The sequence below is a fragment of the Nonomuraea sp. NPDC026600 genome, from assembly GCF_040638335.1.
Classification (GTDB): domain Bacteria; phylum Actinomycetota; class Actinomycetes; order Streptosporangiales; family Streptosporangiaceae; genus Nonomuraea.
In genome coordinates, this window is sequence record NZ_JBEZYD010000025.1 from 15,881 (window position 1) to 41,149 (window position 25,269).

A 25,269-nucleotide genomic window follows, 5' to 3' on the forward strand; every position below is an offset into this window, starting at 1 on the left:
TCAAGACGGAACGTCTCGTCTCGCTCGGTGGTAGGTTTCCGAACGTGTCCCACCCCAGAAAACCGAACCCCGCCCGGCGCAGTGAGCGATCCCGGCGAGCCATCCTCGACGCCGCGCGCGAACTGGTCTCCGAACTCGGATACGCCAAGGTGTCCATCGAGGCCATCGCCGCGCGGGCGGGAGTCGGCAAGCAGACCATCTACCGCTGGTGGCCGTCCAAGGGCGCGGTGATCTTCGACTCGTTCCTGGTGCTCAGCGAGGGCGAGGAGGGCATGCGACTGCCCGACACCGGCGACATCGAGGCCGACCTCAAGACCGTCATGCGGGCGACCGTCGCAGAGTTCGCCGACCCGGCGTTCGAGGCACCCATCAGAGCGCTCAACATGGAGATCATCGGCGATCCCGCCCTCGCCGCCCTGTACCGCGAGAAGTTGGCCGGCCCCGTTGACGAAGCCAAGAAGGAACGGCTGCGCAGCGCCCAGCGGGCGGGCCAACTGGCCGCGGACGCCGACCTCGACCTGGTGCTCGAGGTGCTGTACGCGCCGCTGTACCAGCGCTGGCTGCACCGCTCGGGGCCGCTCACCCAGGAGTACGCCGACGCGCTCGTGGAGATCACCCTCCGCGCGTTCGGCCCCTGACCGACCCGGAACCTCGACGACCGAGAGCTGGCCGACCGGCGTGCGACTTCAGGATGAAAGACCCCAAAGTCGGACCTCAGTACGTTTGACCGCGTTGGTGGCAAGGTTGCAGGCTGGCCCGCATGGTCTTCACACCGGCAGAACTTGACTATCTAGCCAGCCAGCACCTCGGTCGTCTGGCCACCGTCTCTCCCGCTGGTCAGGTGCAGAACAACCCCGTGGGATTCTTTGTGGACGCCTCCGCGGGCACGATCACGATCGGCGGGGGCGCGCTGGGAGCCTCCAAGAAGTTCGGAAACGTCCAGAAGGGCAGCACCGTGTCGTTCGTTGTGGACGACCTGGCCTCGGTGGACCCGTGGGTGGCGCGCGGCATCGAGATCCGGGGTACGGCGGTGGCTCTGACAGATCAGGAGCCGCCGGTGCCGGGCCTTTCTCGGGAGATCATCACGATCACGCCCAGCAAGATCATTTCTTGGGGAGTGGGCGGACCCCGATCGAGCCGCAAGGTGTGAAGGCTGGTGGCCCTTGCGAGACGATCCTCTCGCAAGGGCCACGAACGTTCGCGGGGGTGCGATCACGGTGCTCGCTGACATCGATTGGGCCACCGAGAGCGCCGGACGTGACATCCGAATGACCGTGGCGTCATTTCTCTTTGGCTGCACCATGGGTCGAACCCACTGGCCATGACCCGGGAGTGGCCTATTCGACCTGTACAGCTATAGGTGCGGTTTGTTGCCCGCTGGGCTATACATTCAGTTCAGGTGAGAGAGCCGACGAAGGCCTCTGCCTGGGCTCTCGGCTTGAGCGTTCCTGCCTCCGGGTCTCAGCATGCTAACCAGCATGTTGTTCGCATGCTCGTCCGTGCTGCTCAGGGAGAACACGGTGCTCGACGAAGAGCGCGGCTCCAGGATCAGACGCCGGTGCTATGAGGCGAAAGCGTTGCGTCTAGCCGGCGGCAGGTGCAGGGCAGAACACCGATACGAGGGCTTTGTCGACGCGCATCCCCACAGCGCCGCGCTCGGCATCGTCCGCGGCCACCGTCACGGAGACCGCGAACTGCAGCTTCCCGTCCGGGGAGGTGTAGGTCACGGCGACGAAGCCGGGAGCGCTGCCGCCGCGTGGCTGGAAGCTGGGGTTACCCTCGCACAGGCCGCCCTTCGGCGGCGGCTGCTGGCCGGGCACCGGGTCAGTGAGCACTTTGCTCAGGGAGTCCGGCAGCAGCTTGCCCTGAACGAACGCGCGTTGGAAGGCGCTGATGTCGTGCGTGGTGGAGATCACGCCGCCGGCGCCCAGCATGGTGGTGGGGTTGAGCTTGTCGACATCGAGCAGCTTGCCCGTCTTATCCACCATGTAGCCGTGCCCATGCGGGCCCTTGATCCCCTCGGCGGCCTTGACCGGCAGGTAGGTGTCCCGCATGCCCAGCGGGGTGAAGATCCTCCGCTTGAGCTCGGTCGCCAGCGAATGCCCGGTCAGCTTCTCGATGATCATGCCGAGCAGGATGTAGTTGGTGTTGGAGTAGTTGAAGGTCCCGATCTCCGATGGCCGTTGCTGCTTGCGGGAGGCGGCCAGCAAGTCGACGGGGCGATACGTGATCGTGGAGTCCAGCGGGTCGATGTCGGGGGTGAGGAAGTCGGGGATGCCCGAGGTCTGCTGGATCAGGTTGCGTACCGTGATCTCGTCGGCCCGTTCCACGAGATCCTTCTCCGGCACCTCGGGGAGCAGCTTGCCGAGCTTGTCGTCCAGCTTCAGCTTGCCGCTCTGCACGAGTTGCAGGGCCGCGGTGGCGGTCATGTTCTTGGTCTGTGAGCCGATCCGGTAGCGGGCGGTGGAGGGGATCGCGCCGCCCTGGCCGTCGAGCAGCCGGGATCCGGCCGACCCTTTCCCGGCCCGCTTGCCGTTCACGTACACCTCGCCGATGGCGCCCACCACGTGGCCTGTCTTCACCAAGGCCTCCATCGCCTTCTGCACGTCCCCTACCTTGACGGAGGCGTTGTCCGTCGACGCGATGGCGGGCGCGGACACGCTCAGGGCCAACGCCGCGCATCCCGCCGAGACGACGCGGGCGACTGCCGATTGACGCGAAACCATGAATCACTTCTCCTGGAAAGCCGAAGCTCCGATGTGAAGCTCCAGTCCTAGCCAGGAGACCGTTTCCTCGGCGTTTCCATCGAGCCGGTACGAGCCAGGCCCTGCCGCACCTTCCACCTCATATCTTTTCGAACCCGCCGGCCGCCGGCACGCCGCCAAGGTCGCCCATCGATCGGCATCCAGGTCCTCGGCCCGCTCGCTAAGATCACTCAACCCTTGAAGGAGGCAGTTGTTCCGTGGGTGGGTCCAGCGAGTTCTCTCGATCGAGTCGCAGGCTGCGAGGCATGTGGTGACGGCTTGCGGCGACGTCACATGATCGCGACTGTCCGGCGTGGACTGGTTCTGATGGTGTCGGGACTCGTGCTCTCAGCGGTTTACACGGTCGGCCTCCACGCGGCGATTCAGTACGCCGTCGATGCGACCATCCAGCACGACATGGAGATGAACATCAGGTTTGGCGCGGACCTGACCATGGATCCCGGGGGCCTGGCAGAGGATCTGGCCGGGATCCGAAGTACAGTGCGCCGGCTGGTGTTTCCGGTAGGCGCTGTCACAGTCTGCCTCAGCTTCATCACCCTTCTGCTGCCCTGGTTGCGAGGGCGGATCAAGTCCGGGGTGCTGGTTCTGTCGGGCGTCTTGTGGGTGATGTATCCGCTGACCGTGCTGTCCACCCTCGGCAGGTGGGTGGGGTTCATGGTCGGTGACGGCGGTGTCACCGGGGTTCCCCATCGGTTCGCCGGCGGGCTGGCTCTCGGGGCGCTCATCCTGTTCGTCGCCGCGACGCTGCAGGCGATCGGCCTGGTCCTGCTGGCACGCCGAGGTACGACCGATTCCCGCGTACCCACCACGTAGACAGCATCCCGAGCCGTAACTGAAGGAACTCCGGCCGGGTACCGTGCGCATCCTGTTCGCCTTTGTTCTCGCCCGGTACGCCACTGCGCTCGGTGGTCGGCTCCATCAGTCGATCTACTTCGACGACGGCGACATGAGGGTTTCAGGGAGACACGTGGTCTCGCGGTAAGCCAATGAGCTGTGAATGCCCCGAGACCCACAGCAGCCTCGATCCAGTCGCCAAGATGCTCTTGGTCACGCTCCTCACCGGTGACTCGTCCGTAAGCTGAGGGTGTGTCCCCCGCACTCGTCCTGCTCGACGACGTTCGCTGGCGGGGTGTGCGCGTGGTCGGTGATCGCGCGCAGACCCTGCTGGCCGTACTCGCCATGCACGGCCATGCGGGGGTCAGTGTCGAGCGCCTGGTCGAGGAGTTGTGGCCCGAGGAGGAGCCGGCCAACCCGGCGAAGGCGCTGCAGGTGGTCGTCTCGCGGACCCGGGCGGTGACCTGCGCCGACGTCGTGGTGCGGATCCCGCGTGGTTACCGGCTCGGGCTGCCCGCCGGTCAGGTGGACGCGCTGCTGCTCGGCGCGCTGGTGGAGCAGGCACGGGCCGCACTGGGCGAGGACGACATGGTGCTCGCGCGGCGCCGCGCCGAAGAGGCCATGGCTATCGTGGCCGACGGCGTGGACGGCGCCGCGGGCCCACTCGCTGAGCTGAGAGGCGTCGCAGCAGGGTGGGTGGCTGAGGCGCGGCGGGTGGCGGCGATCGCGCGGGGCCGGAGCGGCGCTCACGAGGGCGCGCTGCCGCTGCTGGAGGAGGCCGCGGCCGATCGGCCGCACGACGAGGAACTGCTTGCCTGCCTGCTGCGCAGCGAGGCCGCCGTAAGAGGTGCCGCCGCCGCTCTGGAGCGTTACGAGCGGTATCGCGCGGGCCTGGTCGCGCGGCTCGGCACCGGACCAGGGCCTGAGCTGGCCCGCGTGTACGCCGAACTCCTCGTCGCCGATCGGCCGGTACGTGAGGGCATCCTGTTCGACGCTTCCTCGCTGCTCGGCCGCGAGGGCGACATCCGTGCGGTGCACGCCCTGTTGCCGACCAACCGGGTGGTCTCCATCATCGGCCCTGGCGGACTGGGCAAGACGCGGCTGGCACATGTCGTCGGCAGGAACGCCACGCAGCCCATCGCTCACTTCGTCGAGCTCGTCGGCGTCTCCTCGCCGGAGGGCGTGGTGGGCGAGGTGGGCTCGGCGCTCGGGGTTCGGGACTCGGTCAGCGGGCGTCGTGTCCTGACCGCCGAGCAGCGCTCCGACGTACGCACCCGGATCGCCCAGCATCTCGACCAGGCTCCGGCGCTGCTGATCCTGGACAACTGCGAGCATGTGATCGAGGCCGTCGCCGACCTGGTGGCCTTCCTGACCGTGACGACCCGCGACCTGCGGGTGCTCATCACCTCGCGCGCTCCCTTGTCGATCCCCGCCGAACGCGTCTACCCGCTCGGCGAGCTGCCCACGGGCGACGCGGTGGAGTTGTTCCGCCAGCGCGCCACGGCCGCCCGCCCGGGTGTGCGGATCGACGAGAACGTGGTCGAGGAGGTCGTCGCCCGCCTCGACGGGCTGCCGCTCGCGATCGAGCTGGCCGCGGCCAAAGTGCGGGTGATGTCGGTGGAGGAGATCGCGCGGCGCCTGGCGGACCGGTTCGCCCTGCTGCGCGGGGGGAACCGGATGGCCCCCGACCGGCACAAGACACTGCTCGCGGTCATCGACTGGTCGTGGAATCTGCTGGAGGAGCCAGAACGGCGGGCGTTGCGCTGGTTGTCGCTGTTCGGCGACGGGTTCACGCTGGCCGTGGCCGAGGACGTACTCGGCCCGGACACCCTGCGCGCCGTGGACGCGCTGACCGAGCAGTCGATGCTGAGCGTCCGCGAGACGACGTACGGCCTGCGCTACCGGATGCTGGAGACCGTCAGGGAGTTCGGGCGGATGCGGCTGAAGGAGGCCGGCGAGGAGGCGCCCGCCCGGGCGGCGCAGCGGGCCTGGGCGACGGCGTACGCCCTCGAACACGCCTTCGCACTGTTCAGCCCGGCGCAGTTCGCGGCGGCCGACGCGTTGCACGCCGAGGAGAGCAACCTCGCCGAACTGCTCCGGCAGGCTCTCGGCGAGTCCGATCCCGTCACGACGGTCCAGTTGCTGGCCGGTGTCGGCGCGTTGTGGTCGATCCGCGGCGACCACTTCCGGGTGTTCGTTCACCGGGGCGCCATCACCCAGGTGATCACCGACTGGGTGCCGCCGCCGTACCTCGTCGAGGCGACCAGGGCCGCCATGCTGATCGCGCTCATGAACATCATGATCGTCACCGACCGCCGCGACGATCCGCTGCGCGATCTCCTCCGTGCGCTGCCCACCAGCGACACGACGGATCCCCGCCTGTCGGCGCTGGCCACGGTGCTGATCGCGTGCGACGTGCCCGATGGCGCCGACATGCGCCGCCGGCTAGCGGAGTTGTGCCGGAGCGCCGACCGTGACGTGGCCTTGGCGGCGATGCAGATGAACGTCCAGATCTTGGAGAACGCGGGAGACATGACCGAGGCGGTCGAGGCCGCCGAGCGAACCCTGACGATGATCCGCGAGGGCGAGGGGCCGTGGTCCGCCGCGATCATGCACGCCGTGCTGGCCCACCAGGTCATGCAGCTCGGCGACCGTCGGCGGGCGGTCGGACACGCGCGGACCGCCATCCCGGTGCTGAGCCGGCTCGGCGCCACCGACGACGAGACCCAGCTCCGCGCGCTGCTGCTGGTCTCCGCGCTCGCCGACGGCGATCTCGACACCGCGGCGGCCGAGCTCGCCGAGATCACCCGGATCAACGACAACGAGGCAGTGCTCGGCGGGGTGGCGATCGTCTCGTTGTGCGCGGCCGAGCTCGCGCTCGCCCGCGGCGAGACGGCCGCCGCGATGGTGGAATACCGCCTGGCCGCCCAGCGGGCGCACGACCTGCGCCTGCCCGGGGTGCCACGCTCGGAGCCCACGCTGTGGACGATCATCGCGGTGTCGGTCACCCTGACGGCGTACGCGTACCACGCTCCTCCGGAAGACGTCCGGTACGGCGAGGAGCTGTTCTCCACCGTCCGGGGCTACGACCTGCTGACCGCGGAAAACCCCAACTTCGACTACCCGGTGTGCGGCTCGATGCTCTTCGCGCTCGGCGCTTGGGGGCTGCTGCGGGGAGCCATGGCCCCCCGCGACGCAATCAGGTTGCTGGTGCTGGCCGAGCGGTTCGCGTACAACGGCAGCATGCCCTGCATGACCTTCGAGCGGATCATCCCGTACGCGGAGCGGGCCGCGCCCGGGATGATCGCGGCCGTGCGGGCCGAGTACGGCGATCGACGTGGCTCCGACCTGCTCGACGAGGCGCGCGGTCTCGTTGAGCAGGTCTCCGGCCGTGACGGGCGCAGGTCACATATGCCGCTTGTAACTGCGTACCGACAGCGGCGCGAAGATCGCGATGACGATCAGGCACGCCAGGAGCGTCCAGGCCACCTCTCCGCTGACGAGGGCACTGTTGGCGAGGTCGCGGGCGGCCGTGACCAGGTGTGAGACCGGGTTGATCCGAACGAACGCGGCCAGCCAGCCGGGCAGGGTCTCGACCGGGACGAACGCGTTCGACAGGAACGTCAGCGGGAACAAGATCATCATCGAGATGCTCTGGACGGCCTGGGCGCTCCGGGCGATTGTGCCGACCCAGGTGAAGACCCAGGCCAGAGACCAGCCCGTGATGATCGCCAGCAGGATCGCGGCGAGCACGCCGCCCGCTCCGCCCCCCGGGCGGTAGCCCATCACCAGGCCCATGCCGAAGGTCAGAGTGGCCGCGATCGTGTAGCGCAGCAGGTCGGCCACCATGGGGCCGGCGAGCGGCGCGATCCGCGCGATCGGCAGCGACTTGAACCGGTCGAAGACGCCCTTCTCCATGTCCTCGCGGAGTTGCGTGCCCGTGGCCATGCACGTCGTCAGCACGGTCTGGGCGAGGATGCCGGGGATCATCAGGGGGAGGTAGCTCTGCACGTCGCCGGCGATGGCGCCACCGAAGATGAAGGCGAACATCGCGGTGAACAGGATCGGCTGCAGCGCCACGTCGAAGAACTGCTCCGGGTTGCGGCGCATCTTCTTGAGCGCCCGCCACGCCATCGTCAGGGTCTGGACGATCGTCTCCCCCGTGGAGACGCGCCGCCGGGCGGCCGCCACGCGGTCGGCGGCCCGGACCACCTCGCGGGCGGGTGCGGTCATGGTGCTCATCGGTTCTCCTCCGTGCCGGTCTCGTCGTCCCCGTCCGTCCCGTGGCCGGTGAGGGCGAGGAACACCTCGTCCAGGCTGGGCTTGGCCACGCTCACCGAGGAGATCGACACCCCGGCGGCGCGCAGCGCGATCAGTACGTCCGCGGCCAGGTCGGCCTGGTCGAGGGCGACGTTGAGGCGGCCCTGCTCCGGGCTGAGGACCGGGTCGGAGCCGAGGACGCGCCGCACGACCTCCACGGCGGTGGGCACCTCGTCCGGCTCGGCGAGCAGCAACTGGAGGGCGGAGTTGCCGACCGCTGTCTTCAACTCGTCGGGGGTGCCCTCGGCGACTTTGCGGCCGTGGTCGATGACGGCGACGCGATCGGCGAGCTGATCGGCCTCGTCCAGATATTGCGTGGTCAGCAGCACGGTGCAGCCGTCGGCGACCAGACCGCGGATGGTGTCCCACATCTGGCCGCGCGTACGCGGATCGAGGCCGGTGGTCGGTTCGTCGAGGAAGATCAGCGGTGGCCTGGTGATCAGGCTGGCCGCCAGGTCGAGGCGCCGGCGCATGCCACCGGAGAACTGCGCGATCGGTCGGTCGGCGGCCTCCTCCAGGCCGAACTGGTCCAGCAGTTCGACGGCGATGCCCCGGGCGCGCGGCGCGGCGATGCCCTGCAGGCGGCTGAAGAGCCAGAGGTTCTCGCGGGCGGTCAGGTTCTCGTCGACCGACGCGTACTGTCCGGTGACGCCGACCAGTTGGCGGATCATGTGCGGGTTGCCGGCCACGTCGACCCCGAAGATCTCGGCACGGCCCGCGTCGATCTTCAACAGGGTGGCCAGCATCCGCAGCATGGTGGTCTTGCCGGCGCCGTTCGGGCCGAGGACGCCGAAGATCTCACCGGGGCGTACGTCCAGGTCGATCCCGTCGACGGCACGGTTCCCGCCGAACGTCTTGACGAGCCCTTCCGCACGTACGGCCAGATCGGTTCCTCCGCCGGAGGCCGGGCCGCCCCCGGTACGTCCGAGTTCTGTGATGCTCATGGCTTCACTCTCGGCGGCGCCGGTTTCACGGCACCTTCGGCCGGTTTCACCGATTGCCGGGAGCGGCGTTTGTGGCATTGCAGCCCTAGCGGCGTACCTTGAACCTCAGGTGCAGCACCCCGTCGCCCTGGATGACCACGTGGGGATCCTCCAGCAGATGCTGCCCATCGATGCTGCCGAAGTAGCGTTTGCCCGACCCGAACACCACCGGCACCACGTCCATCGCCACCTCGTCCACGAGGCCGGCCGCGAGGATCTGGCCGCCCACCTCGCCGGCGTTCACACCGATGGTTCGCTCCCCGGCGAGCTCCTGGGCCTTGTCGATCGCGGCCGTCACGCCATCGACGAAATGGTACGACGCCTCAGGGTGCCAGCCCTCGGGCTTGGGCCGGTGGGACACCACGACCACGTGGTCGCCCGCGGGCGGCCGCCCCTCCCAGCCGTTCACCAGGTCGAACAGGTTGCGGCCCATCACAATCACGCCGATCGCCGCCCACATCGGCCGGACGTACTCCGCCGACGCACGTGAGACCTTGAAGCGGCTTCCAGCTCCGGAGTGGTCGTACTGCTGGTCGCCACCCTCGGTTATCGGGGTATCCCCGTTGAAGTACCAATCGTGCAGTGGCCCGACATCGTCGTTCTTGTCGGCGATGAAGCCGTCCACCGACACCACGTTGTGCATGATCACTGTGCCCACAGGGTCTCCTCGAGTCTCCTCGTGCGTTCGCCCCCGATCCTGTCGCCCCTGGGGGCGACTGGGCTTGTAAAAAATCAATCAGCGGGCATCGGACCGCTGTCCGGCGGGAACCCCCGCTCGGCGGGGAATCGGCGCCGCAGGGCCAGGTATTCCGTCGGCGTGTGGCCGGTGAAGTCCTTGAACTCCCTGCAGAAATGCGCCTGGTCGAAGTAGCCCGCCGTTTGAGCGAGCTGCGACCAGTCGACCGGACGCAGGGCGTCCACGGACACGATCAGCCGCGCGAAGCGGTAGATCCGCGCCACCCGCTTCGGGGTGACCCCGACATGAGACTTGAACTGCGCGGCCAGGTGATTGCCACTCACCCCGGCGACATCGGTCAGCGCACCGACCGGGACCGCGCCATGGGAGATCTCCAAACGCCCGCCTGTGTACTGGACCAGGTCGAGGCCGCGCGGCGGTGCCTCGGCAAGTCGCGACCGCAGCTCCTCCTCCACCACCCGCAGCGTCTCGGTGGCCGATGCGATGTCGCCGACCTGGTTGCGAATCCGATCCAAAGACCGTTGCCAGACGGCGTCGACCGGTACCCATCGGTCCCGCAGCTCCATGGCCGGCATGTCGACGAACGGCGAAATCCCCCAAGGCTTGAAATGCACCCCGACGAGCCGCACCCGTGCGGGGTACTCGACGAGGAAACGCCTGGTCCATACACCCATGAACCACCCATCGGTGAACACTGCCGGCGGCACCGAAGGGTCGGAATCCCACAGGCGGGCGGGCCCGCCCAGGTTGATGAACAGGTGTGCCGACGGCATCGGCGGGACGTTCATCCGGCGGTGGCGCGGCACTCCGGTGAGGCAGTAGATGTCGTCGATGAACCGGTCGAGCGGCGGGGCGGGCACCCGGCCGACGTATTCCATGGACTCAGTGTGGCCGACGAGGCTTCAGTTCGACGTTGGCGCGTCGCCTGACATTTCCAGCAGTTGTTTCGTCGGACTACTGGGACACCGGGCCGCAAGGCTCGACAAAGGAGGGCTCATGTTCGCTGCTTATGCCACGGTCACCATCTTCGCCTCGGTACTGTACGGCAGCGCCGCCGTCGTCTACCTGATCGGCCACGAATTTCCCAAGGCTCAGGCGGACATGAAGCGCCTGCCACGGTCGTGGGTACCGGTGTTGGGCATGTTGCTGGCGGCGGGCTCCTTGGGACTGTTGGGCGGGTTCGCCGTGCCCATGCTGGGGACACTCGCTGCCGCCGGCCTCGTGCTGTACTTCATCGGCGCGCTCCTTGCGCACCTGCGAGTGGGTTCCCGCAAGCTCGTGAATTGGGGCGGATTCTTCGCCACCGCGGTTGCCGCACTTGCCGTGAACCTGGTCTACCACTGGTCGTGATCCGTGGAGACAGGCCGTCCCCGCGGCCGGCAACTTCGTGATGGAAGACCAGTTGTAAGTCCCAAGAAGGGAAACCTTGTCATGTCCACGCCCACGACGGCCGAGCAGGACAACCTCCGGTCGCGGCTGCCCGACCCCGCCCAGTTCTTTCCCGAGGTGGGAACAATCGCCGGGGCCATGCTCAAAGCCACCCTGAACGGTTCGATTCCGCAGGCCACCGTCAACCTGGTGCAGCTCCGCGCCGGGCAGATGGTCGGCAGCACGTACCACACCGTCCGGCAGACCGGCCTCCTCCGTAAAGCCGGGGAGACGGAGGAGCGCATCACCGCCGTGGCGTCCTGGCGGGACGCCCCTTACTTCACCGACGCCGAACGGGTCGCGCTGGAGCTCGTGGAGGCCGTCCTCACCCCGAACCCGTCCGGGGAACGCGTCCCCGACGAGCTGTACGCCAAGGCCTCCGCCCACTACGACGACAAGGCGCTGTGGACGCTCACCCTGGTGATCGGCCAGATCTGCTTCTTCATCCCCGTCGCTCTCATCGCCAAGCCGGTCCCCGGTAAGCCCCCCGGGAAGAATTACCGCACGTAACTGAGCATGGTGGGCGTGGCGGCGCTGCCAGGTGCCGCACCCTGGCCAGCGCCCTGAACTGGGCGCTCTCTCCGCGGTACCCCTAGCTATACCCCCATTGGGGCGTACGCGGGAACGACTGGGAAGGCCCGCGGCTGATGTGCTGATCACTGTCAGTCAAGCGCTCCTCCCAGGAGAAATAAAATGGCAGTCAACAGCCGGCCGGATATCGAGCAGCAGCCGAGTCAGACCGGGCTGCGGGGTTTCATCCGTCGCCGTCCACTGATCAGCTTCTTCGTCCTGGCCAACCTGCTGAGCTGGGTCGCCTGGGTGCCCTACATTCTCTCGGCGACCGGCCTGGGGGTCCTGGATTTCGCATTCCCCTCGCTGCTCGGTAGCACGCAGTTCCTCGGCGTTCTCCCTGGCGCCTATCTCGGTCCCATCCTCGCCGCGTTCATCGTGACCGTGGTGGCGGACGGCAAGGCAGGCGTCCGCCGGTGGATCGGAGGGATGACGAAGTGGCGGGTCAGCTGGGTCTGGTACGTCGTGACCGCTGTCGGCGTTCCGGCCGCCATCATCGTTACCGGTCTCGCGGTGTCCAACCAAGATATCCACATGCCGCCCGTCGCCGTGCTGGTGGCCTACCTGCCGGGGCTGCTGCTCCAGATGGTCACCACCGGTCTGGCGGAAGAGCCCGGCTGGCGTGACTTCGCCCTGCCCCGCCTGCAGCGCAGGTTCGGCCCGCTGGTCGCCACCTTCGTCCTCGGCCCGCTTTGGGGCCTCTGGCACATGCCGCTGTTCCTGAGCGAGTGGGGCGGGTGGCCGAACGTCACCCCGATCAGGATCGGCGAGTTCGTCGCCCTCTGCTGCGCCTTCAGCGTGATCATCACGTGGGTGTTCAACCGGACCGGCCAGAGCCTGCCGCTGGTCATGCTGCTGCACGTCAGCGTCAACAACTTCATGTCGATCGCCTACTCGGACATGTTCCCGTCGATCGCCACCGCCGAGCAGGCGTCCCAGGTCACCCTGCTCGCGGGCACCACGGCAGCGATCGTGGTGCTCGTCGCGACCCGCGGCCGCCTCGGCTACCGACCGGCCGAGGAACCCACACCTATGGTCGCCCATCAGAACTGACCGACCGCGCCACGAAAGCGGGCGTGGGACCGGAAAACCGGTCCCACGCCCGCTTCGCGTCTGGGAGAAAGGACGCACGGACGGCCGCTCCTCGGGAGGCGGGAAGAAGATGCGGGCGTGCGGCGAAGGATGGATGAAAGTCATAATCACCATCCGGAAGGCACACTTATGACGGAGACGGGCACGTGACCGCCAATGTGGGCGAACAGGTGACCGACGCCGATCTTGTCGCCGGCTACCGGCGGAACTCCGAGCTGTTCACCGCCGTGCATGACCGGTATTTCCGTGACATCTACCTGTACGTGGCGGGTCGCCTGGACACCCAGGTGGCCGAGGACATCACGGCGGAGACGTTCCTGCTGGCGTTCGACCGGCGTGACCGCTTCGACCTGGAAAAAGGGGGGTTGCGGCCCTGGCTGTTCGGCTTCGCCACGAACCTGGTGGCCAGGCACCGCCGCAAGGAGGCCCGCCACTACAAGGCGCTGGCCCGGCTGGACCCCGCTCCGGTCGTGGAAGGACACGAGAACCGGGTCGTCACCTCCGTGACCGCCCAGCGCATGCAGCCGCACCTGGCCATGGCGCTCGCCTCGCTGAACGGCGGCGAACGTGACGTGCTGCTGCTCCTGGCGCTGGGCCAGCTCAGTTACGACGAGATCGCCCAGGCGCTCGGCATTTCCATCGGCACAGTGGGCTCGCGGCTCAGCCGGGCCCGCGCCAAGATCCAAGCCCTCATCGACAAGGAGACGACCCATGAATGACCTGGAAGAGGTCGCCACGCTGCTGGCCAAGCCGGAGCCGTCCACTCAGGCGGTCGCGCGCAGCAGGGACCGCCTCCAGCAGAGGACGCGGGCGGGCCGGGCGCGCAGGCGCGTCGGCTGGTTCGTGCCGGGAGTCGCCCTGGTCGCCGCCGGGGCTGCCGCAGCGGTCGTGCTCGCCACGGGGGCGCCCACGAACGACGGTGCCCCGGTCACAGGCAAGGAGGTCCTGCTCATGGCCGCCGTTGGCGCGGAACGTACGCCTCAAGGTTCTGGGACGTACTGGCACGTCACGCGTAAGTGGTCCAAGGCGGACGTTCCGCCGATGGAGAGCTGGACCGGGCGCGACGGCAAGCGCTGGATCAAGGGCGAGCCCGGAAATCCCCCCGACGCCGTCGTACAGGTGCCGGCATGGATGACGCTCAGACTCAAGGGCGCCAAGGTGAGCTTCGAGGACCTCGAAAGGCTGCCGACGGACCCGGAGGCGCTGAAGGCGTGGATCGTCGAGCGCAAGGGCAACGAGAACGACATGTCCTCCTCCGAAATCGAAGGTAACCCCACATTCCCTCTGCTCACGCTGATCACGGAGCTGCCGGCACCCGCGGAGGTCCGCTCCGCGGCGTTCCGAGCGCTCGCCGCGACGCCGGGAGTCGAGAACACGGGCGCGGTCGAAGGCGGCCAGCAACTGCGCTTCCCTGATCCTGAAGGCGGTGAAAAGAGCATCGAGCTGGTCGTCGATCCCGAGAAGGCTCGGGTGACCCGCGCCAATCTCATCCTCGCCGGCGACGGTGGCGTGGCGTGGAGCGACACGTTCATCTCCGTGACCACCGAGTGGACGGACCAGCTTCCTTCGGTGAAGAAGAGCTAGCCCGGTTTTCCACACGTGGCAACACTCCCCAACAGCCCGATGCGCGGAAAGCGGGGTCAGCAGGAGTGGTCCTCCACGGTCGTGGAGAGCGTGGTGGTCACGCTTGACTTCGGTGCGTCGGGTTGCGGAGGTGAGACGCGCAGGCAGTAGACGCCGTCCACATCGTCCGACCTGATCTCGAAGTCGTCCGTCGTCCGGTTCGCACCGTAACCGTCGGCCCGCATGGCCGAGACCTTGACCGATCCGTGTGCTGGTCCCGCTCCGGTGTTCCTGATCGCCTCGTAGATCAGCTCTTCGTAGCCGGTGAAAAGACTCACGGTCTGCGGCTCTACCTCCAGCACGCGGGCAGCTCCATGGACGGCGTCCCGCAGCTCTCCCTCACTCCAGTTCGCTCGGTCGTTGATGTAGTACATCCCGCCTACCGCGAGCAGGAGGGAACCCACAATGAGGGCGACGCCCATGGGGTGCCTCGGGTTGTACACATAGCGAGCCGTCCCCCACTTCGAGCGGACGAAGACCGGTTCGACATCCTGCTCTCCGTCCATACGGCGACCCTAGTTGTCGATCGTCTGGTAGGCCGTGGTCCAGAAGTCGCGGTGCAAGCGAGGGGTGTCCAGGGAGTCCATCGCCGTCTGGGTGAACAGGATTCCGGTGAGCTGCGCGGCCGGGTCGACGTACGCGGTCGTGCCCAGGCCGCCGTCCCACCCGAACTGGCCCACGGACGCCAGGTCGCGGCGGTGGGTGCGGACGGCCATTCCGAAGCCGTAACCGCCGTGCCTGCCGAAATGGTCGCCGAACGCGTCCTTCTCGACCTTCTGCTCCGGCGTCAGGTGGTCCATGGTCATCAGTTCGACCGACGCCCGGGACAGGATGCGCTCGCTGCCATGAGCTCCCTTGTTCAACAGCATCCGGTAGAAGGCGTGGTAGTCGTCCACCGTCGAGACCAGTCCGTCACCGCCCGCTTCGAACGCCGGCGGCGAGCTGTACTTCCCACCGGCAGCCTCGTCCCACACGAGCAGCTCACCGGTCTGCGGATCGTGGGCGTAGCTGGTCGGCAGCCGGTCGATCTTGTCCGCGGGCACGGAGAAGCCGGAGTCCCTCATCCCGAGCGGACCGAAGAGCCGCTCACGCAGGAACGCCTCGAACGACTGCCCCGCGACCCTGCCGACAAGCACGCCGAGCACGTCGGAACCGGTGTGGTACTGCCACAGCTGTCCCGGCTGGTACATCAGCGGCAGCTTGCCCAGACGGCCAAGCCATTCATCCGGTCCTGCCGCCGGTGACGAGCCGTCGAGGCCCAGCTCGCGCATCGCGACCTGGATCGGGTACGTGTCCGGCGCCGCCAGCACCGCCCCGAACCCGAAGGTGAACGTCAGCAGGTCTCGTACGGTGATCGGCCGCAGCGCCGGCACCGTGTCCTCCAGCGGGGCGTCGATCCGCGTCAGCACCTGGCGGTCGGCGAGCTCGGGCAGCAACTCGTCGATCGGGTCGTCCAGCCGCAGCCGGCACTCCTCGACAAGGATCATCACCGCAGCGGCCGTGATCGGCTTGCTCAGCGAGGCCATCCGGAAGATCGTGTCCCTGCGCATCGGCGCGCCGCCACCGGCGTGCAGCGTCCCCATCGCTTCAACGTGCGTGTCATCTCCGCGACCGAGCAGGGCGACCAGCCCAGGAACCGCCCCAGATTCCACATATCCGGCCAGAACGTCACGCATCCGGCGCAACCCCGTCTCCGACAGGCCCCGCTTCTCCTGCATGCTCCAGTTACCCTGCGCATCCCAGCTCGCGATCGTCGACATAGCTTTCTCCTTCAATTATGCGCACACTGTGTGCGTCTTGCGCACACTGTACTCACGATGCGTTGCCGCATGCAAGGCGGTTGGCTGGAAAGTGCCTGCTGGCTCTGCGGCCCCCAGGACCTACAGATCAGATGTTCCGAGCGTGTATCGCGTGTACCGGTCGCCAGGAGGGGTGAACTCGATGCCGTTCTCATCAAGCGCGTTGTAGATCGTCACTCGGCCGTTGGGGAAGCTGAACCCCAGAGACACGCTTGCCCCCTCCACGAGGTCCCTGCTTCTCCACATCAGCAGTTCCACCGCCCAACAAGGCTGCCCGACCAGCGCAGTGAGCTCAGCTGGTACGTCGTCTCGCCATGTCAGGCGGAAATCCGGCCAGTCCAGCGCGCGCATCGGATCTACGGTGTTCCAGGTGATGGAGACCTCGTCGAACTTCCAGTGGTTGATCTCAACCTGTTCGCCCTCGAAGTCCAGGAGGACCGGGCAGTCGGCGAACCACTCATCCTCTTGGAGATCCCACACCAGCAGTGCGCGAGTCAGTCGCCGGTCGGCAAGGTGCGCGAGCCTCGCTCCATGAGCGGCCGTGATCGCCGAGCGTCCGCTCAACCACTCCGGCCTGTATCCGGGGACCCCGAAGTTGAACATCCAGTGATTGTGCCGGAACGTCCTCGCTTCCGTCGTGCCATTAAGGGCGGTCAGCAGTGGTCACTCGCGGACCATCATCAGCGCAGGTCGAGGCCGTTGTCAGACGGTCCATCGCGGGGCGTACTCCAGGTGGATGTCCTGCCCGTCGCCTGGATCCAGATTCGGCCAGTAGAACAGTCGGCAGACGTGATAGTTGCAGGCGCCCGAGATGTACAGCGAGGTCGCGGCAGCGGGCGGCCCTTCCTTCGCCACAGTGAAAAAGTGACGGGCCGGCTGCCGGAACGCCGCAGTGCTGCCGGTCAGAAACAGCGTCTCGGCGTGCACGCGCTGGTGGAGTGTGTCCTTGTTCTCCTGGTAGTTCAGGGCCCGGTAGTCGATCTCTTCGTCGTCGGATAGGTCGGTGTCCGGCACACCTGCTGTCCGTATTTCACGGGGAGAGCTTCCCGCGGTGATCTGCTTTCGTACCTGCTTCCAGCGGGAGGGCGGGAACTGCAGCGAATGGTGGACCAGCACGAGATCAAGCGGCCGGTCCGGGCACCTCTCCTCCTTGTCCCAGTCGGGGTTGATCCCAGGGGCGGCCGGAGTGGCGCGCATCGGCAGGTAGACCAGAGAGTGTGGCGATCGGGCCGCGAGCAGCCACAACGCGCCGATCCGTCGGCCATCCGTCCGGTCCACATACAGGTGATACTGACGGCCGGTGTCGTAGAGTGCCCCATTGGCCAAAGGTTTGGCCGGGCGGATCACCCGGAATTCCGAGGCTCCCAGCCGCACTCGCTGAATGGCGATCTTCACCTGCACGATCATCGGTTCCTTTCATCCTCAGGCTGGCTGTGCGACGCGGTGGTTTTGAAGGACGGCACAGGTGACCAAGGCCGTTCAGGCAGGCCTGGGGCGTCGGCCTCGAATCATCCGGCAAAAGGAGAAGCGCAATGTTCAGTACAGACGGGCCGGACTTCGGCTGATAGCCTGATAAACCATGAGGAAAGCTATTATCGCATTGGCGATCGCCGCTGCCACCCTCTTCTCCTTGTGCGCGACTTTCGCGTCACCCGCCTCGGCGACCGACGGGACGATCATCGTCGAAAACTAAGCACCCATTTGTTGATCTCCGCATGGGCCCGGCCGGACACGCCCAACCGGCGGGACGATCGAGCAGGAGAGGTGCGACGTGCTACTGGGTATGATCATTATGTTTGCCATACCCGTGGTTATTGTCGTGGCATTACTTTTCGTGACGTCCCGTAGCGCGCGACGTAATATCTGCTACTTGTCCGCCACCTTTGTCGCCTCCATTGTGGTGCTCGTGATCGCCTGGATGGTGTGGCCGGACGACTGGGGGTTCTGGATGTTCTTCGTGCTCCCCACCACGTTCGTCACGGGATTACGGCTCATTGTCGCGGCCGTCGTAGGTCCGCCGAATTCCGCCGACGCCCCGCCATGGGTCCGCGATGCGGGTCGCAATGGGTCAACGCCAGGGCTGAGTTGAGCGCATCTCCTTAGCAACCTAGGTTGACTATCTCGACGATAGTCAACTACGGTTGCTAAACGCCGTGGTCGGCGAGATGCTCCTCACCATGCCCAAGGAGGCAACATGTCCATTTCGCGTGCCCGTACAAGCCTGCTCGTCGTCGCCTTAGCCGTCGCGGGAACCGTCATGACGATCCCCGGCGCCGCCGCAGCGGACCGCGACCATGTCGAGATCCAGCGCGTGCTCAACGAAACCGTGGCCAACGGTGGCGGGCCCGGCATCGTCGCCGATCTAAGGGCCGGTCGCCGGGCGCCGTGGTTCGGCACGGCTGGGGTGGCCGACCTGGAGACCGGTCGAAAGCGGCAGCCGGGTGAGCACTTCCGCATCGGCAGCTTCACCAAGGCCTTTACCGGCACGGTGGTGCTGCGACTGGCGGCCGAGGGCAGGCTGGCCCTGACCGACACCGTGGCCAAGTGGCTGCCCGGGGTGGTGGAGGAGTACCTCGGCGCGGACGGTACGAAGATCACCATCAGGCAGTTGCTCAACCACACCAGCGGACTCCCCGACGCCATCCCCGGCCAGGAGACCCCGCACCCCGAGGAGCCCGGGAAGCGCTTCATCTACTCCAAGGTCAACTACAACCTCGCGGGAATGATCGTCGAGAAGGCGACGGGCTCGACGCTGGCGAAGGAGATAGAGCGCCGTATCGTCCGCCCGCTGCACCTGACGGGAACGTACCTGCCCGGCAGCGACAAGACGCTCCCCGACCCGCATGCCCGCCACTACTCGAAGTTCACCGAGACCGGCCAGGAAACGCAGCTCCACGACGTGACCGAGATCGATGTGAGCTGGGCCGGAGCCGCCGGCGGCATGGTCTCGACGACCTCGGATCTGCACCGGTTCCTGAGCGCCCTGCTGGGCGGGCGTCTCCTCCCGCCGGCTCAGCAGAAGGAGATGTTCACCACCGTCTCGACGGAGGGCGCGGACTGGGTGCCGAACACCAGGTACGGCCTCGGTATCTACTCCCAGACGCTCCCGTGCGGGGTCATGCTCTGGGGCGGCGGCGGCTTCATCCAGGGCTCGACGTCGTACGCGATGGGCGACCGCCAGGGCACCCACACGCTGGTCAGCAACATCAACGGCGACTGGAACGACTTCCTGAAGACCTTCACCGATCTCTTCGAGACGACCTTCTGCAAGAAGCCGGCCTAAGGAGCGTCCGGCGAACGCCGGCCGCCCGCCACCGCCGAGGCCCTGAGCGAGACAAGGCCCTCTAGTACCAGGCCAGGCTGTAGGTGGCCCGGTCCGGCTCCGGGATGAGGCCGGGCAGGCCGAGCTGGGCGGCGCCCGGCAGCCGCCGCATCACGTCACCCAGTTGCCTGTTGACGCCGGTCAGAAACTCGGCGGCGTCTTTGTCATCGCCGCCCCAGAGGTCGGATATCTCCCAGCCGCCCTTGTTGACCACCGCGTCGAAACGATGCTGGGCGCTGATCAGTATCTCGGCGCATTCGGTCGTGCGCAGCCCCATGTCGCCGTGGACGGACGCCAGCCCGCGGACGGTCTCGAAGATGGACTGCAGCGCCCCCTGCGCCTTGTCGGCCGCGGGGCCGTGCCAGGGCGCGTCCCGGATCTCCTGGGCGCGGAACACGATCCCGTGCGCGACCTCGACGAGACCGTTGGCGATGGCGGTCGTGGCGGTGGCGTAGTCGGTCAGCGCGTTCGGCTTCCACGACATCAGCATTTCCCGGATTTCGGCTCTGTTCAGGCCGTGGTGCGACGTCGTGTTGAGGTGGGTCACGTGTGGACGTTTGCCCGGGACGTGCAGCGGGACCGCCAACCGGTCCAGCGTGGCGCGAGGGTCCACGACGCCGAGGTGGAAGAAGGCCGCCCCGGTCATGGTCACCGCCCGCTCGATGAGGATCTGGGCGATGGACCGCGAGGTGATGCAGTTGGCCCAGACATGCTGGGGGCGGAGTCCACCGGCCAGCATCAGCGCCATGCCCGACATGCCCGACATGCCCGACATCAGGTCGATCTCGTACCGGGAGAACCAGACCATGGTCGGCACGCCCGTCGTGCCCGTGGTCTGGGCGAGTACGGCCGGGCGGGCCCGGTCGGCGACGAACGCGGAAGGCAGGTCGCGCAGCGCGGCCTTCGTCGTCGGCTCGATCGACGCCAGGGAGTTCAGGGTGATGGATCCGGGGTCGATGCCGTGCTGCTCGAACCACCGCCGGTAGTAGGGGGTGTCGCGGGCAGTCGACCGCACCGTCCGCCGGAGCCGGCGCGCGGCGAGGTCCCGCTGCATCTCGGGATCGGGTGCGGTCAGCATCTCGCCCGCGCCCTCACCGGGGGATCCGAACTCCTCCAGGGTCGCGCGCAGGTCGTCCACCAGCGCGGCCACGTCCTTCACCCGGAAGCGCCGGCCTGCCAGCATCGACCAGGCGTAACCCATCTGCCGGGCGGCTGTCCCGAACATCCTGTTCCATCCTTTGCGAGGTGGTCGTGGAACACGACGGCCCCTGGGGCGGCACGAGGCCGCTCCCAGAGGCCGTCAAGTGGGACCGAACCTCAGCCGTTAAGGACGAACACGGCAGTGGAGAGGGTGCTGACGACATAGCGCGCGTAGAACCGAACCGTCTTGACCATGACTTCCCCTTTCGTTCCTGTCCCTGTGAGAGACGGGAACGACTTTCGTCGCGGGGCCTACACGATCACTACACGGCCACTATCGGAGCAGGTCAGCACGCCGACTCCGGCGGGACCGAGGACGTCCAGGCCGGCCGGCGTGGGCCGGCCTGGACGTCATGATCAGACGAGGTCGAACCGGTCGAGGTTCATCACCTTGTCCCACGCCGCGACGAAGTCCTTCACGAACTTCTCCTTCGCGTCATCGCTCGCGTAGACCTCCGCGACCGCGCGCAGCTCGGAGTTCGAGCCGAAGACGAGGTCGGCGCGAGTGCCGGTCCACTTGACCTCGCCCGTGGCGGCGTCGCGGCCCTCGAACGTGTTCGCGTCCTCGGACGTCGCCTGCCACGTCGTGCCCAGCTCGAGCAGGTTGGCGAAGAAGTCGTTGGTCAGCGACCCGGGGGTCGTGGTGAAGACGCCGAGCTGCGACTGCTGGTAGTTCGCGCCCAGGACGCGAAGGCCACCGACGAGGACCGTCAGCTCGGGGGCGCTCAGGGTCAGCAGGTTCGCCCGGTCGAGGAGCAGGTACTCGGCCGGCAGCCGGCTGCCCTTCCCGAGGTAGTTGCGGAACCCGTCGGCGGCCGGCTCGAGCGCGGCGAACGACTCCACGTCGGTCTGCTCCAGCGAGGCGTCCGCGCGGCCCGGCGTGAAGGGGACCTCGACGTCGTAGCCGGCGTTCTTGGCGCCCTGCTCGACGGCCGCACCACCGGCGAGCACGATCAGGTCGGCGAGCGAGACCTGCTTGCCGCTCTGGGCGGCGTTGAAGGCCTGCTGGATCCCTTCCAGCGTGCGCAGCACGATCGCGAGCTGGTCGGGGTCGTTGACTTCCCATGCGCTCTGCGGCTCGAGGCGGACGCGCGCACCGTTGGCGCCGCCGCGCTTGTCGCCGCCGCGGAAGGTCGAGGCCGACGCCCACGCGGTGGATACGAGCTGGGACACCGACAGGCCCGAGGCGAGGATCTGGCCCTTGAGCGAGGCGATGTCCGCGGCGTCGATGAGCTCGTGCGTCACCGCGGGGAGGGGGTCCTGCCACAGCAGCGTCTCGGCCGGGACCTCCGGGCCGAGGTAGCGCACGATCGGGCCCATGTCGCGGTGGGTGAGCTTGTACCACGCCCGGGCGAAGGCGTCCGCGAACGCGTCCGGGTTCTCGAGGAAGCGTCGCGAGATCTGCTCGTAGATCGGGTCGATGCGGAGCGAGAGGTCGGTCGTCAGCATCGTCGGTGCGACGCGCTTCGACGGGTCGTGGGCGTCGGGGACGGTGTCCGCCCCGGCGCCGTCCTTCGGCCGCCACTGGTTCGCGCCGGCGGGGCTCTTGAACAGCTCCCACTCGTAGCCGAACAGGATCTCGAAGAAGCTGTTGTCCCACGTCACCGGGGTGTTCGTCCAGATGCCCTCAAGGCCGCTGGTGATCGCGTCGGCGCCCTTGCCGGTGCCGAAGCTGTTCTTCCAGCCGAAGCCCTGGTCCTCGATCGAGGCGGCCTCGGGGTCGGCGCCGACGTTCTCCGCCGGGCCGGCGCCGTGGGTCTTGCCGAAGGTGTGACCGCCCGCGATCAGGGCGACCGTCTCCTCGTCGTTCATCGCCATCCGGCGGAACGTCTCACGGATGTCGCGGGCCGCGGCGAGCGGGTCCGGGTTGCCGTTCGGGCCCTCCGGGTTGACGTAGATGAGGCCCATCTGGACCGCGCCGAGGGGGCTCTCGAGCTCCCGGTCGCCGGTGTAGCGCTCGTCGCCGAGCCAGGTGGTCTCGGGACCCCAGTAGACGTCCTCGTCAGGCTCCCAGACGTCCGCACGTCCGCCGCCGAAGCCGAAGGTCTTGAAGCCCATCGACTCCAGGGCGACGTTGCCGGTGAGGATCATGAGGTCGGCCCACGAGAGCTTCTGGCCGTACTTCTTCTTGACCGGCCACAGCAGGCGGCGAGCCTTGTCGAGGTTCCCGTTGTCCGGCCAGCTGTTGAGCGGGGCGAAGCGCTGCTGGCCGGCGCCGGCGCCGCCGCGGCCGTCGCTGATCCGGTAGGTGCCCGCGCTGTGCCACGCCATCCGGATCATGAACGGGCCGTAGTTGCCGAAGTCGGCCGGCCACCAGTCCTGCGAGGTCGTCAGCACCTCCGCGATGTCCCGCTTCACGGCCGCGAGGTCGAGGGTCTGGAACGCTTCGGCGTAGTCGAACTCCTCGCCCAGGGGGTTGGCCACGGCGGGGTTCTTGGCGAGGATCTTCAGGTTGAGCCGCTCTGGCCACCACTGGCGGTTTCCGCCGCCCTGCGTCGGGTGCGGAGCGCGCTCGTGCGCGACCGGGCAGCCACCTCCGCCCTCTGCCTTCGCGTCTGTGACGATTGCATCATGGTTCTCGGACATGGGAATCCTTCCGGACTTTGGGTTCACGGTGCTCAGGAACGGCTGGCGGTGGAACAGTCGGGACACAGGCCCCAGTAGATGACCTCGGCCTCGTCGATCAAGAAGCCGTGAGCGTCGGACGCGGTCAGGCAGGGCACCTCGCCCACCGCGCAGTCGACGTCACCGACGACACCGCACGACCGGCACACGACGTGGTGGTGGTTGTCCCCGACGCGTCCCTCGAACCGGGCCGGGCTGCCGGCCGGTTCGATGCGGCGTACGAGTCCCACCGCGGTGAGTGCGTTGAGGGCCTCATACACGGCTTGCAGTGAGATGTGGCCCACGCGATCGCGTACGCCGGAGGCGATCGCCTCGACGTCGAGGTGGTCACCCTCGCGGACGGTCTCGATCAGTGCGACGCGGGCGGCCGTCACCCGGAGGCCCGCACCGCGCAGTTCCTCGGCGGTGGTCGGAGTCCTGGATGCGGTCATAGCGCCAAACCTACCTACATAAACACGAAAGATACAAGTTAACGAACTATGTAAGTTTAGTGAGGTGTTGGCAATGTTTGTCCCGTTACGGAGTTATGTGCCGGCCGGGTGTTCCCCAAGATCCGCGCCCCGGTCCACTTCCTCGAACAGCGCCGCAGCCCGCCCGGCGGTGTCCGCGGCCCAGCGCCCCGTGCTGAGCAGCCCCAGGACAAGGATGCCGACGCCGAGCCCGAGCACCAGCCACCACACGCCGTGCGCCGCGCCGGTGTACGCCGTCCCGTCGCCGGCCAAGGCCGATCCCACGATCGTTCCGGAGATCGCGACGCCGAGGGTGGTGCCGGTCTGCCGTCCGGCGGAGGCCAATGAGGCGGCCACCCCGGCCATCGAGCGGGGCATTCCGGAGACCGCCGTGTTGGTGATCGGCGGGTTGACGGTGCCCAGGAAGACCCCGAACAGCAGATAGATCGCGAGTACGGCCGGCAGCGGGGTGGCCGGGCCGAGCCAGATCGACGCGCCGCCGCCCAGAGCCAGTGCGGCCCCGGCGACCACCAGCGGCAGCCGGGGACCGCGCCTGCCGACCAGCCGGCCGGTGAACGGGGACAGCACCACGACCAGCACCCCGACCGGGAGCAGGCACAGCCCGGCCGTCAGCGCCGACATGCCGCGTACGTCCTGTAGGTACTGGGTGGTCACGAACAGGAACGCGCCGAACCCGCACAAGGCGAAGAGCGCCATCAGGATCGCCGAGCTGAACGGCACGCTGCGAAACAGGCGCAGCTCCAGCAGCGGGTCGGCCCGGCGCGCTTCGTAGCCGAGGATGCCCAGCGCGCCGAGCACGGCGACGGCGAGCAGGCCGAGGATGAGCGGCGAGGTCCAGCCCAGCGTGCGGGACTCGATGATCGCGTAGACGACGCTGCCCAGCATCAGGATCACCAGAGCCTGACCCACCGGGTCGAACCGGCGCGCCCGGGCGGCACGGGACTCGGGCACGAACAGCGCGGTGCACACGATCGCGGCGACCACGATCGGCACGTTGATCCAGAAGATGGAGCGCCAGCCGAGGCCGTCGACCAGGGCGCCGCCGAGGATCGGCCCCAGCGCCAGCGACAGGCCGGACATCGAGCCGAACACACCGATGGCCCTGGCCCGCTCGGCCGGGTCGGGGAACGTGGTGGCGGTGATCGCCATCGCCACCGGGTTGAGCATCGTGCCACCGACAGCCTGCAGCGCCCGCGCCGCGATCAGCCAGCCGATGCTCGGCGCCAGGCTGCACAGCAGCGAGCCGAGCCCGAAGGCGGCGAGGCCGGCCTGGAAGACGCGCCGGCGGCCGACCCGGTCGGCGGTGGACCCGCCCAGCACCAGGAAGCAGGCCAGCACCAGGGTGTACGCGTCGACCGTCCACTGCAGGCCGGACACCGAGGCGTGCAGGTCGCGACGGATCGCCGGCAGCGCGACGTTGACGATGGAGATGTCCATCACCACGACGACGATGCCGGCGCAGCAGATCGCGAGAACCAGGAGCCGGCGGCCTCGGCCGAGCTCGTCGGCCGTGGTCTTCGGCAGCATTGAGGTAGCCATGA

General features: G+C 67.8%; 23 protein-coding genes and 1 pseudogene. 10 read left to right on the plus strand and 14 right to left on the minus strand.

Features of this window, described 5'->3' with window-relative positions; genetic code table 11:
- Positions 1–44: 44 nt before the first annotated feature.
- Together AB0F17_RS41645 and AB0F17_RS41650 are read left to right on the plus strand one after the other, a co-directional pair.
- On the plus strand, positions 45–638 hold the full coding sequence (locus tag AB0F17_RS41645) for a TetR/AcrR family transcriptional regulator (RefSeq protein WP_358034912.1): 594 nt from the start codon (positions 45–47) through the stop codon (positions 636–638).
- A gap of 122 nt (positions 639–760) precedes the next feature.
- Positions 761–1,150: a PPOX class F420-dependent oxidoreductase gene (locus tag AB0F17_RS41650; protein ID WP_358034914.1), complete on the plus strand. Its 390-nt coding sequence runs from the start codon at positions 761–763 to the stop codon at positions 1,148–1,150.
- 433 nt (positions 1,151–1,583) lie between these two features.
- Here AB0F17_RS41650 and AB0F17_RS41655 read toward each other — a convergent pair whose 3' ends face one another.
- Positions 1,584–2,726, minus strand: coding sequence for a serine hydrolase domain-containing protein (locus tag AB0F17_RS41655; protein WP_358034916.1), 1,143 nt, complete (start codon positions 2,724–2,726; stop codon positions 1,584–1,586).
- A 360-nt stretch (positions 2,727–3,086) separates the two neighbouring features.
- Between AB0F17_RS41655 and AB0F17_RS41660 the strand changes: the two genes are divergently transcribed.
- Together AB0F17_RS41660 and AB0F17_RS41665 are read left to right on the plus strand one after the other, a co-directional pair.
- The gene (locus AB0F17_RS41660; protein ID WP_358034919.1) at positions 3,087–3,578 is read left to right on the plus strand and encodes a hypothetical protein; all 492 of its coding nucleotides are present in this window, start codon (positions 3,087–3,089) and stop codon (positions 3,576–3,578) included.
- 366 nt (positions 3,579–3,944) lie between these two features.
- Positions 3,945–5,315, plus strand: a pseudogene (locus tag AB0F17_RS41665) (BTAD domain-containing putative transcriptional regulator); the annotation flags it as partial.
- A 1,689-nt stretch (positions 5,316–7,004) separates the two neighbouring features.
- Here the strand turns inward: AB0F17_RS41665 and AB0F17_RS41670 are convergent.
- From AB0F17_RS41670 to AB0F17_RS41685, 4 genes are all read right to left on the minus strand, one after another.
- Entirely contained in the window at positions 7,005–7,841 is an 837-nt protein-coding gene (locus tag AB0F17_RS41670) for an ABC transporter permease (protein WP_358034922.1), read from the minus strand.
- A complete protein-coding gene (locus AB0F17_RS41675; protein ID WP_358034925.1) occupies positions 7,838–8,863 on the minus strand; it encodes an ATP-binding cassette domain-containing protein in 1,026 nt (341 codons plus the stop codon). The genes AB0F17_RS41670 and AB0F17_RS41675 overlap by 4 nt, the downstream gene beginning before the upstream one ends.
- Before the next feature lie 85 nt (positions 8,864–8,948).
- On the minus strand, positions 8,949–9,560 hold the full coding sequence (locus tag AB0F17_RS41680) for a dihydrofolate reductase family protein (protein ID WP_358034928.1): 612 nt from the start codon (positions 9,558–9,560) through the stop codon (positions 8,949–8,951).
- A 74-nt stretch (positions 9,561–9,634) separates the two neighbouring features.
- Positions 9,635–10,477: a helix-turn-helix domain-containing protein gene (locus AB0F17_RS41685; protein WP_358034930.1), complete on the minus strand. Its 843-nt coding sequence runs from the start codon at positions 10,475–10,477 to the stop codon at positions 9,635–9,637.
- A gap of 118 nt (positions 10,478–10,595) precedes the next feature.
- Between AB0F17_RS41685 and AB0F17_RS41690 the strand changes: the two genes are divergently transcribed.
- The 5 genes from AB0F17_RS41690 to AB0F17_RS41710 all read left to right on the plus strand — a co-directional run bounded on the left by AB0F17_RS41690 (position 10,596) and on the right by AB0F17_RS41710 (position 14,273).
- Positions 10,596–10,949: a DoxX family protein gene (locus tag AB0F17_RS41690; RefSeq protein ID WP_358034932.1), complete on the plus strand. Its 354-nt coding sequence runs from the start codon at positions 10,596–10,598 to the stop codon at positions 10,947–10,949.
- Between the two features lie 81 nt (positions 10,950–11,030).
- A complete protein-coding gene (locus AB0F17_RS41695; protein WP_358034935.1) occupies positions 11,031–11,537 on the plus strand; it encodes a carboxymuconolactone decarboxylase family protein in 507 nt (168 codons plus the stop codon).
- Positions 11,538–11,720: 183 nt separating this feature from the next.
- Complete coding sequence (locus AB0F17_RS41700; RefSeq protein WP_358034938.1) at positions 11,721–12,650, plus strand: type II CAAX endopeptidase family protein; 930 nt, start codon at positions 11,721–11,723, stop codon at positions 12,648–12,650.
- Positions 12,651–12,835: 185 nt separating this feature from the next.
- Complete coding sequence (locus tag AB0F17_RS41705) at positions 12,836–13,408, plus strand: RNA polymerase sigma factor (RefSeq protein ID WP_358034941.1); 573 nt, start codon at positions 12,836–12,838, stop codon at positions 13,406–13,408.
- On the plus strand, positions 13,401–14,273 hold the full coding sequence (locus tag AB0F17_RS41710) for a CU044_5270 family protein (protein WP_358034944.1): 873 nt from the start codon (positions 13,401–13,403) through the stop codon (positions 14,271–14,273). The genes AB0F17_RS41705 and AB0F17_RS41710 overlap by 8 nt, the downstream gene beginning before the upstream one ends.
- Positions 14,274–14,329: 56 nt before the next feature.
- On the opposite strand, the gene AB0F17_RS41715 is transcribed toward AB0F17_RS41710, so the two are convergent.
- The 5 genes from AB0F17_RS41715 to AB0F17_RS41735 form a co-directional block, all read right to left on the minus strand.
- Positions 14,330–14,818, minus strand: coding sequence for a hypothetical protein (locus AB0F17_RS41715; protein WP_358034946.1), 489 nt, complete (start codon positions 14,816–14,818; stop codon positions 14,330–14,332).
- Between the two features lie 9 nt (positions 14,819–14,827).
- A complete protein-coding gene (locus AB0F17_RS41720; protein ID WP_358034949.1) occupies positions 14,828–16,072 on the minus strand; it encodes a serine hydrolase domain-containing protein in 1,245 nt (414 codons plus the stop codon).
- A 120-nt stretch (positions 16,073–16,192) separates the two neighbouring features.
- Positions 16,193–16,714: a hypothetical protein gene (locus AB0F17_RS41725; RefSeq protein WP_358034951.1), complete on the minus strand. Its 522-nt coding sequence runs from the start codon at positions 16,712–16,714 to the stop codon at positions 16,193–16,195.
- Positions 16,715–16,813: 99 nt separating this feature from the next.
- Entirely contained in the window at positions 16,814–17,518 is a 705-nt protein-coding gene (locus AB0F17_RS41730; RefSeq protein ID WP_358034954.1) for a hypothetical protein, read from the minus strand.
- 129 nt (positions 17,519–17,647) lie between these two features.
- Positions 17,648–17,791: a hypothetical protein gene (locus AB0F17_RS41735; protein WP_358034957.1), complete on the minus strand. Its 144-nt coding sequence runs from the start codon at positions 17,789–17,791 to the stop codon at positions 17,648–17,650.
- A 514-nt stretch (positions 17,792–18,305) separates the two neighbouring features.
- Between AB0F17_RS41735 and AB0F17_RS41740 the strand changes: the two genes are divergently transcribed.
- The gene (locus AB0F17_RS41740) at positions 18,306–19,394 is read left to right on the plus strand and encodes a serine hydrolase domain-containing protein (protein ID WP_358034959.1); all 1,089 of its coding nucleotides are present in this window, start codon (positions 18,306–18,308) and stop codon (positions 19,392–19,394) included.
- Between the two features lie 61 nt (positions 19,395–19,455).
- Here the strand turns inward: AB0F17_RS41740 and AB0F17_RS41745 are convergent, their stop codons facing one another.
- The 4 genes from AB0F17_RS41745 to AB0F17_RS41760 all read right to left on the minus strand — a co-directional run bounded on the left by AB0F17_RS41745 (position 19,456) and on the right by AB0F17_RS41760 (position 25,267).
- A complete protein-coding gene (locus AB0F17_RS41745; protein ID WP_358034961.1) occupies positions 19,456–20,658 on the minus strand; it encodes a hypothetical protein in 1,203 nt (400 codons plus the stop codon).
- Positions 20,659–20,990: 332 nt separating this feature from the next.
- Positions 20,991–23,219 carry a catalase/peroxidase HPI gene (gene katG, locus AB0F17_RS41750; RefSeq protein ID WP_358034963.1) on the minus strand — a complete coding sequence of 743 codons (2,229 nt, stop codon included), beginning with the start codon at positions 23,217–23,219 and terminating at the stop codon, positions 20,991–20,993.
- 32 nt (positions 23,220–23,251) lie between these two features.
- On the minus strand, positions 23,252–23,689 hold the full coding sequence (locus AB0F17_RS41755; RefSeq protein ID WP_358034966.1) for a Fur family transcriptional regulator: 438 nt from the start codon (positions 23,687–23,689) through the stop codon (positions 23,252–23,254).
- A 93-nt stretch (positions 23,690–23,782) separates the two neighbouring features.
- Complete coding sequence (locus tag AB0F17_RS41760) at positions 23,783–25,267, minus strand: MFS transporter (protein ID WP_358034969.1); 1,485 nt, start codon at positions 25,265–25,267, stop codon at positions 23,783–23,785.
- Positions 25,268–25,269 lie beyond the last annotated feature (2 nt).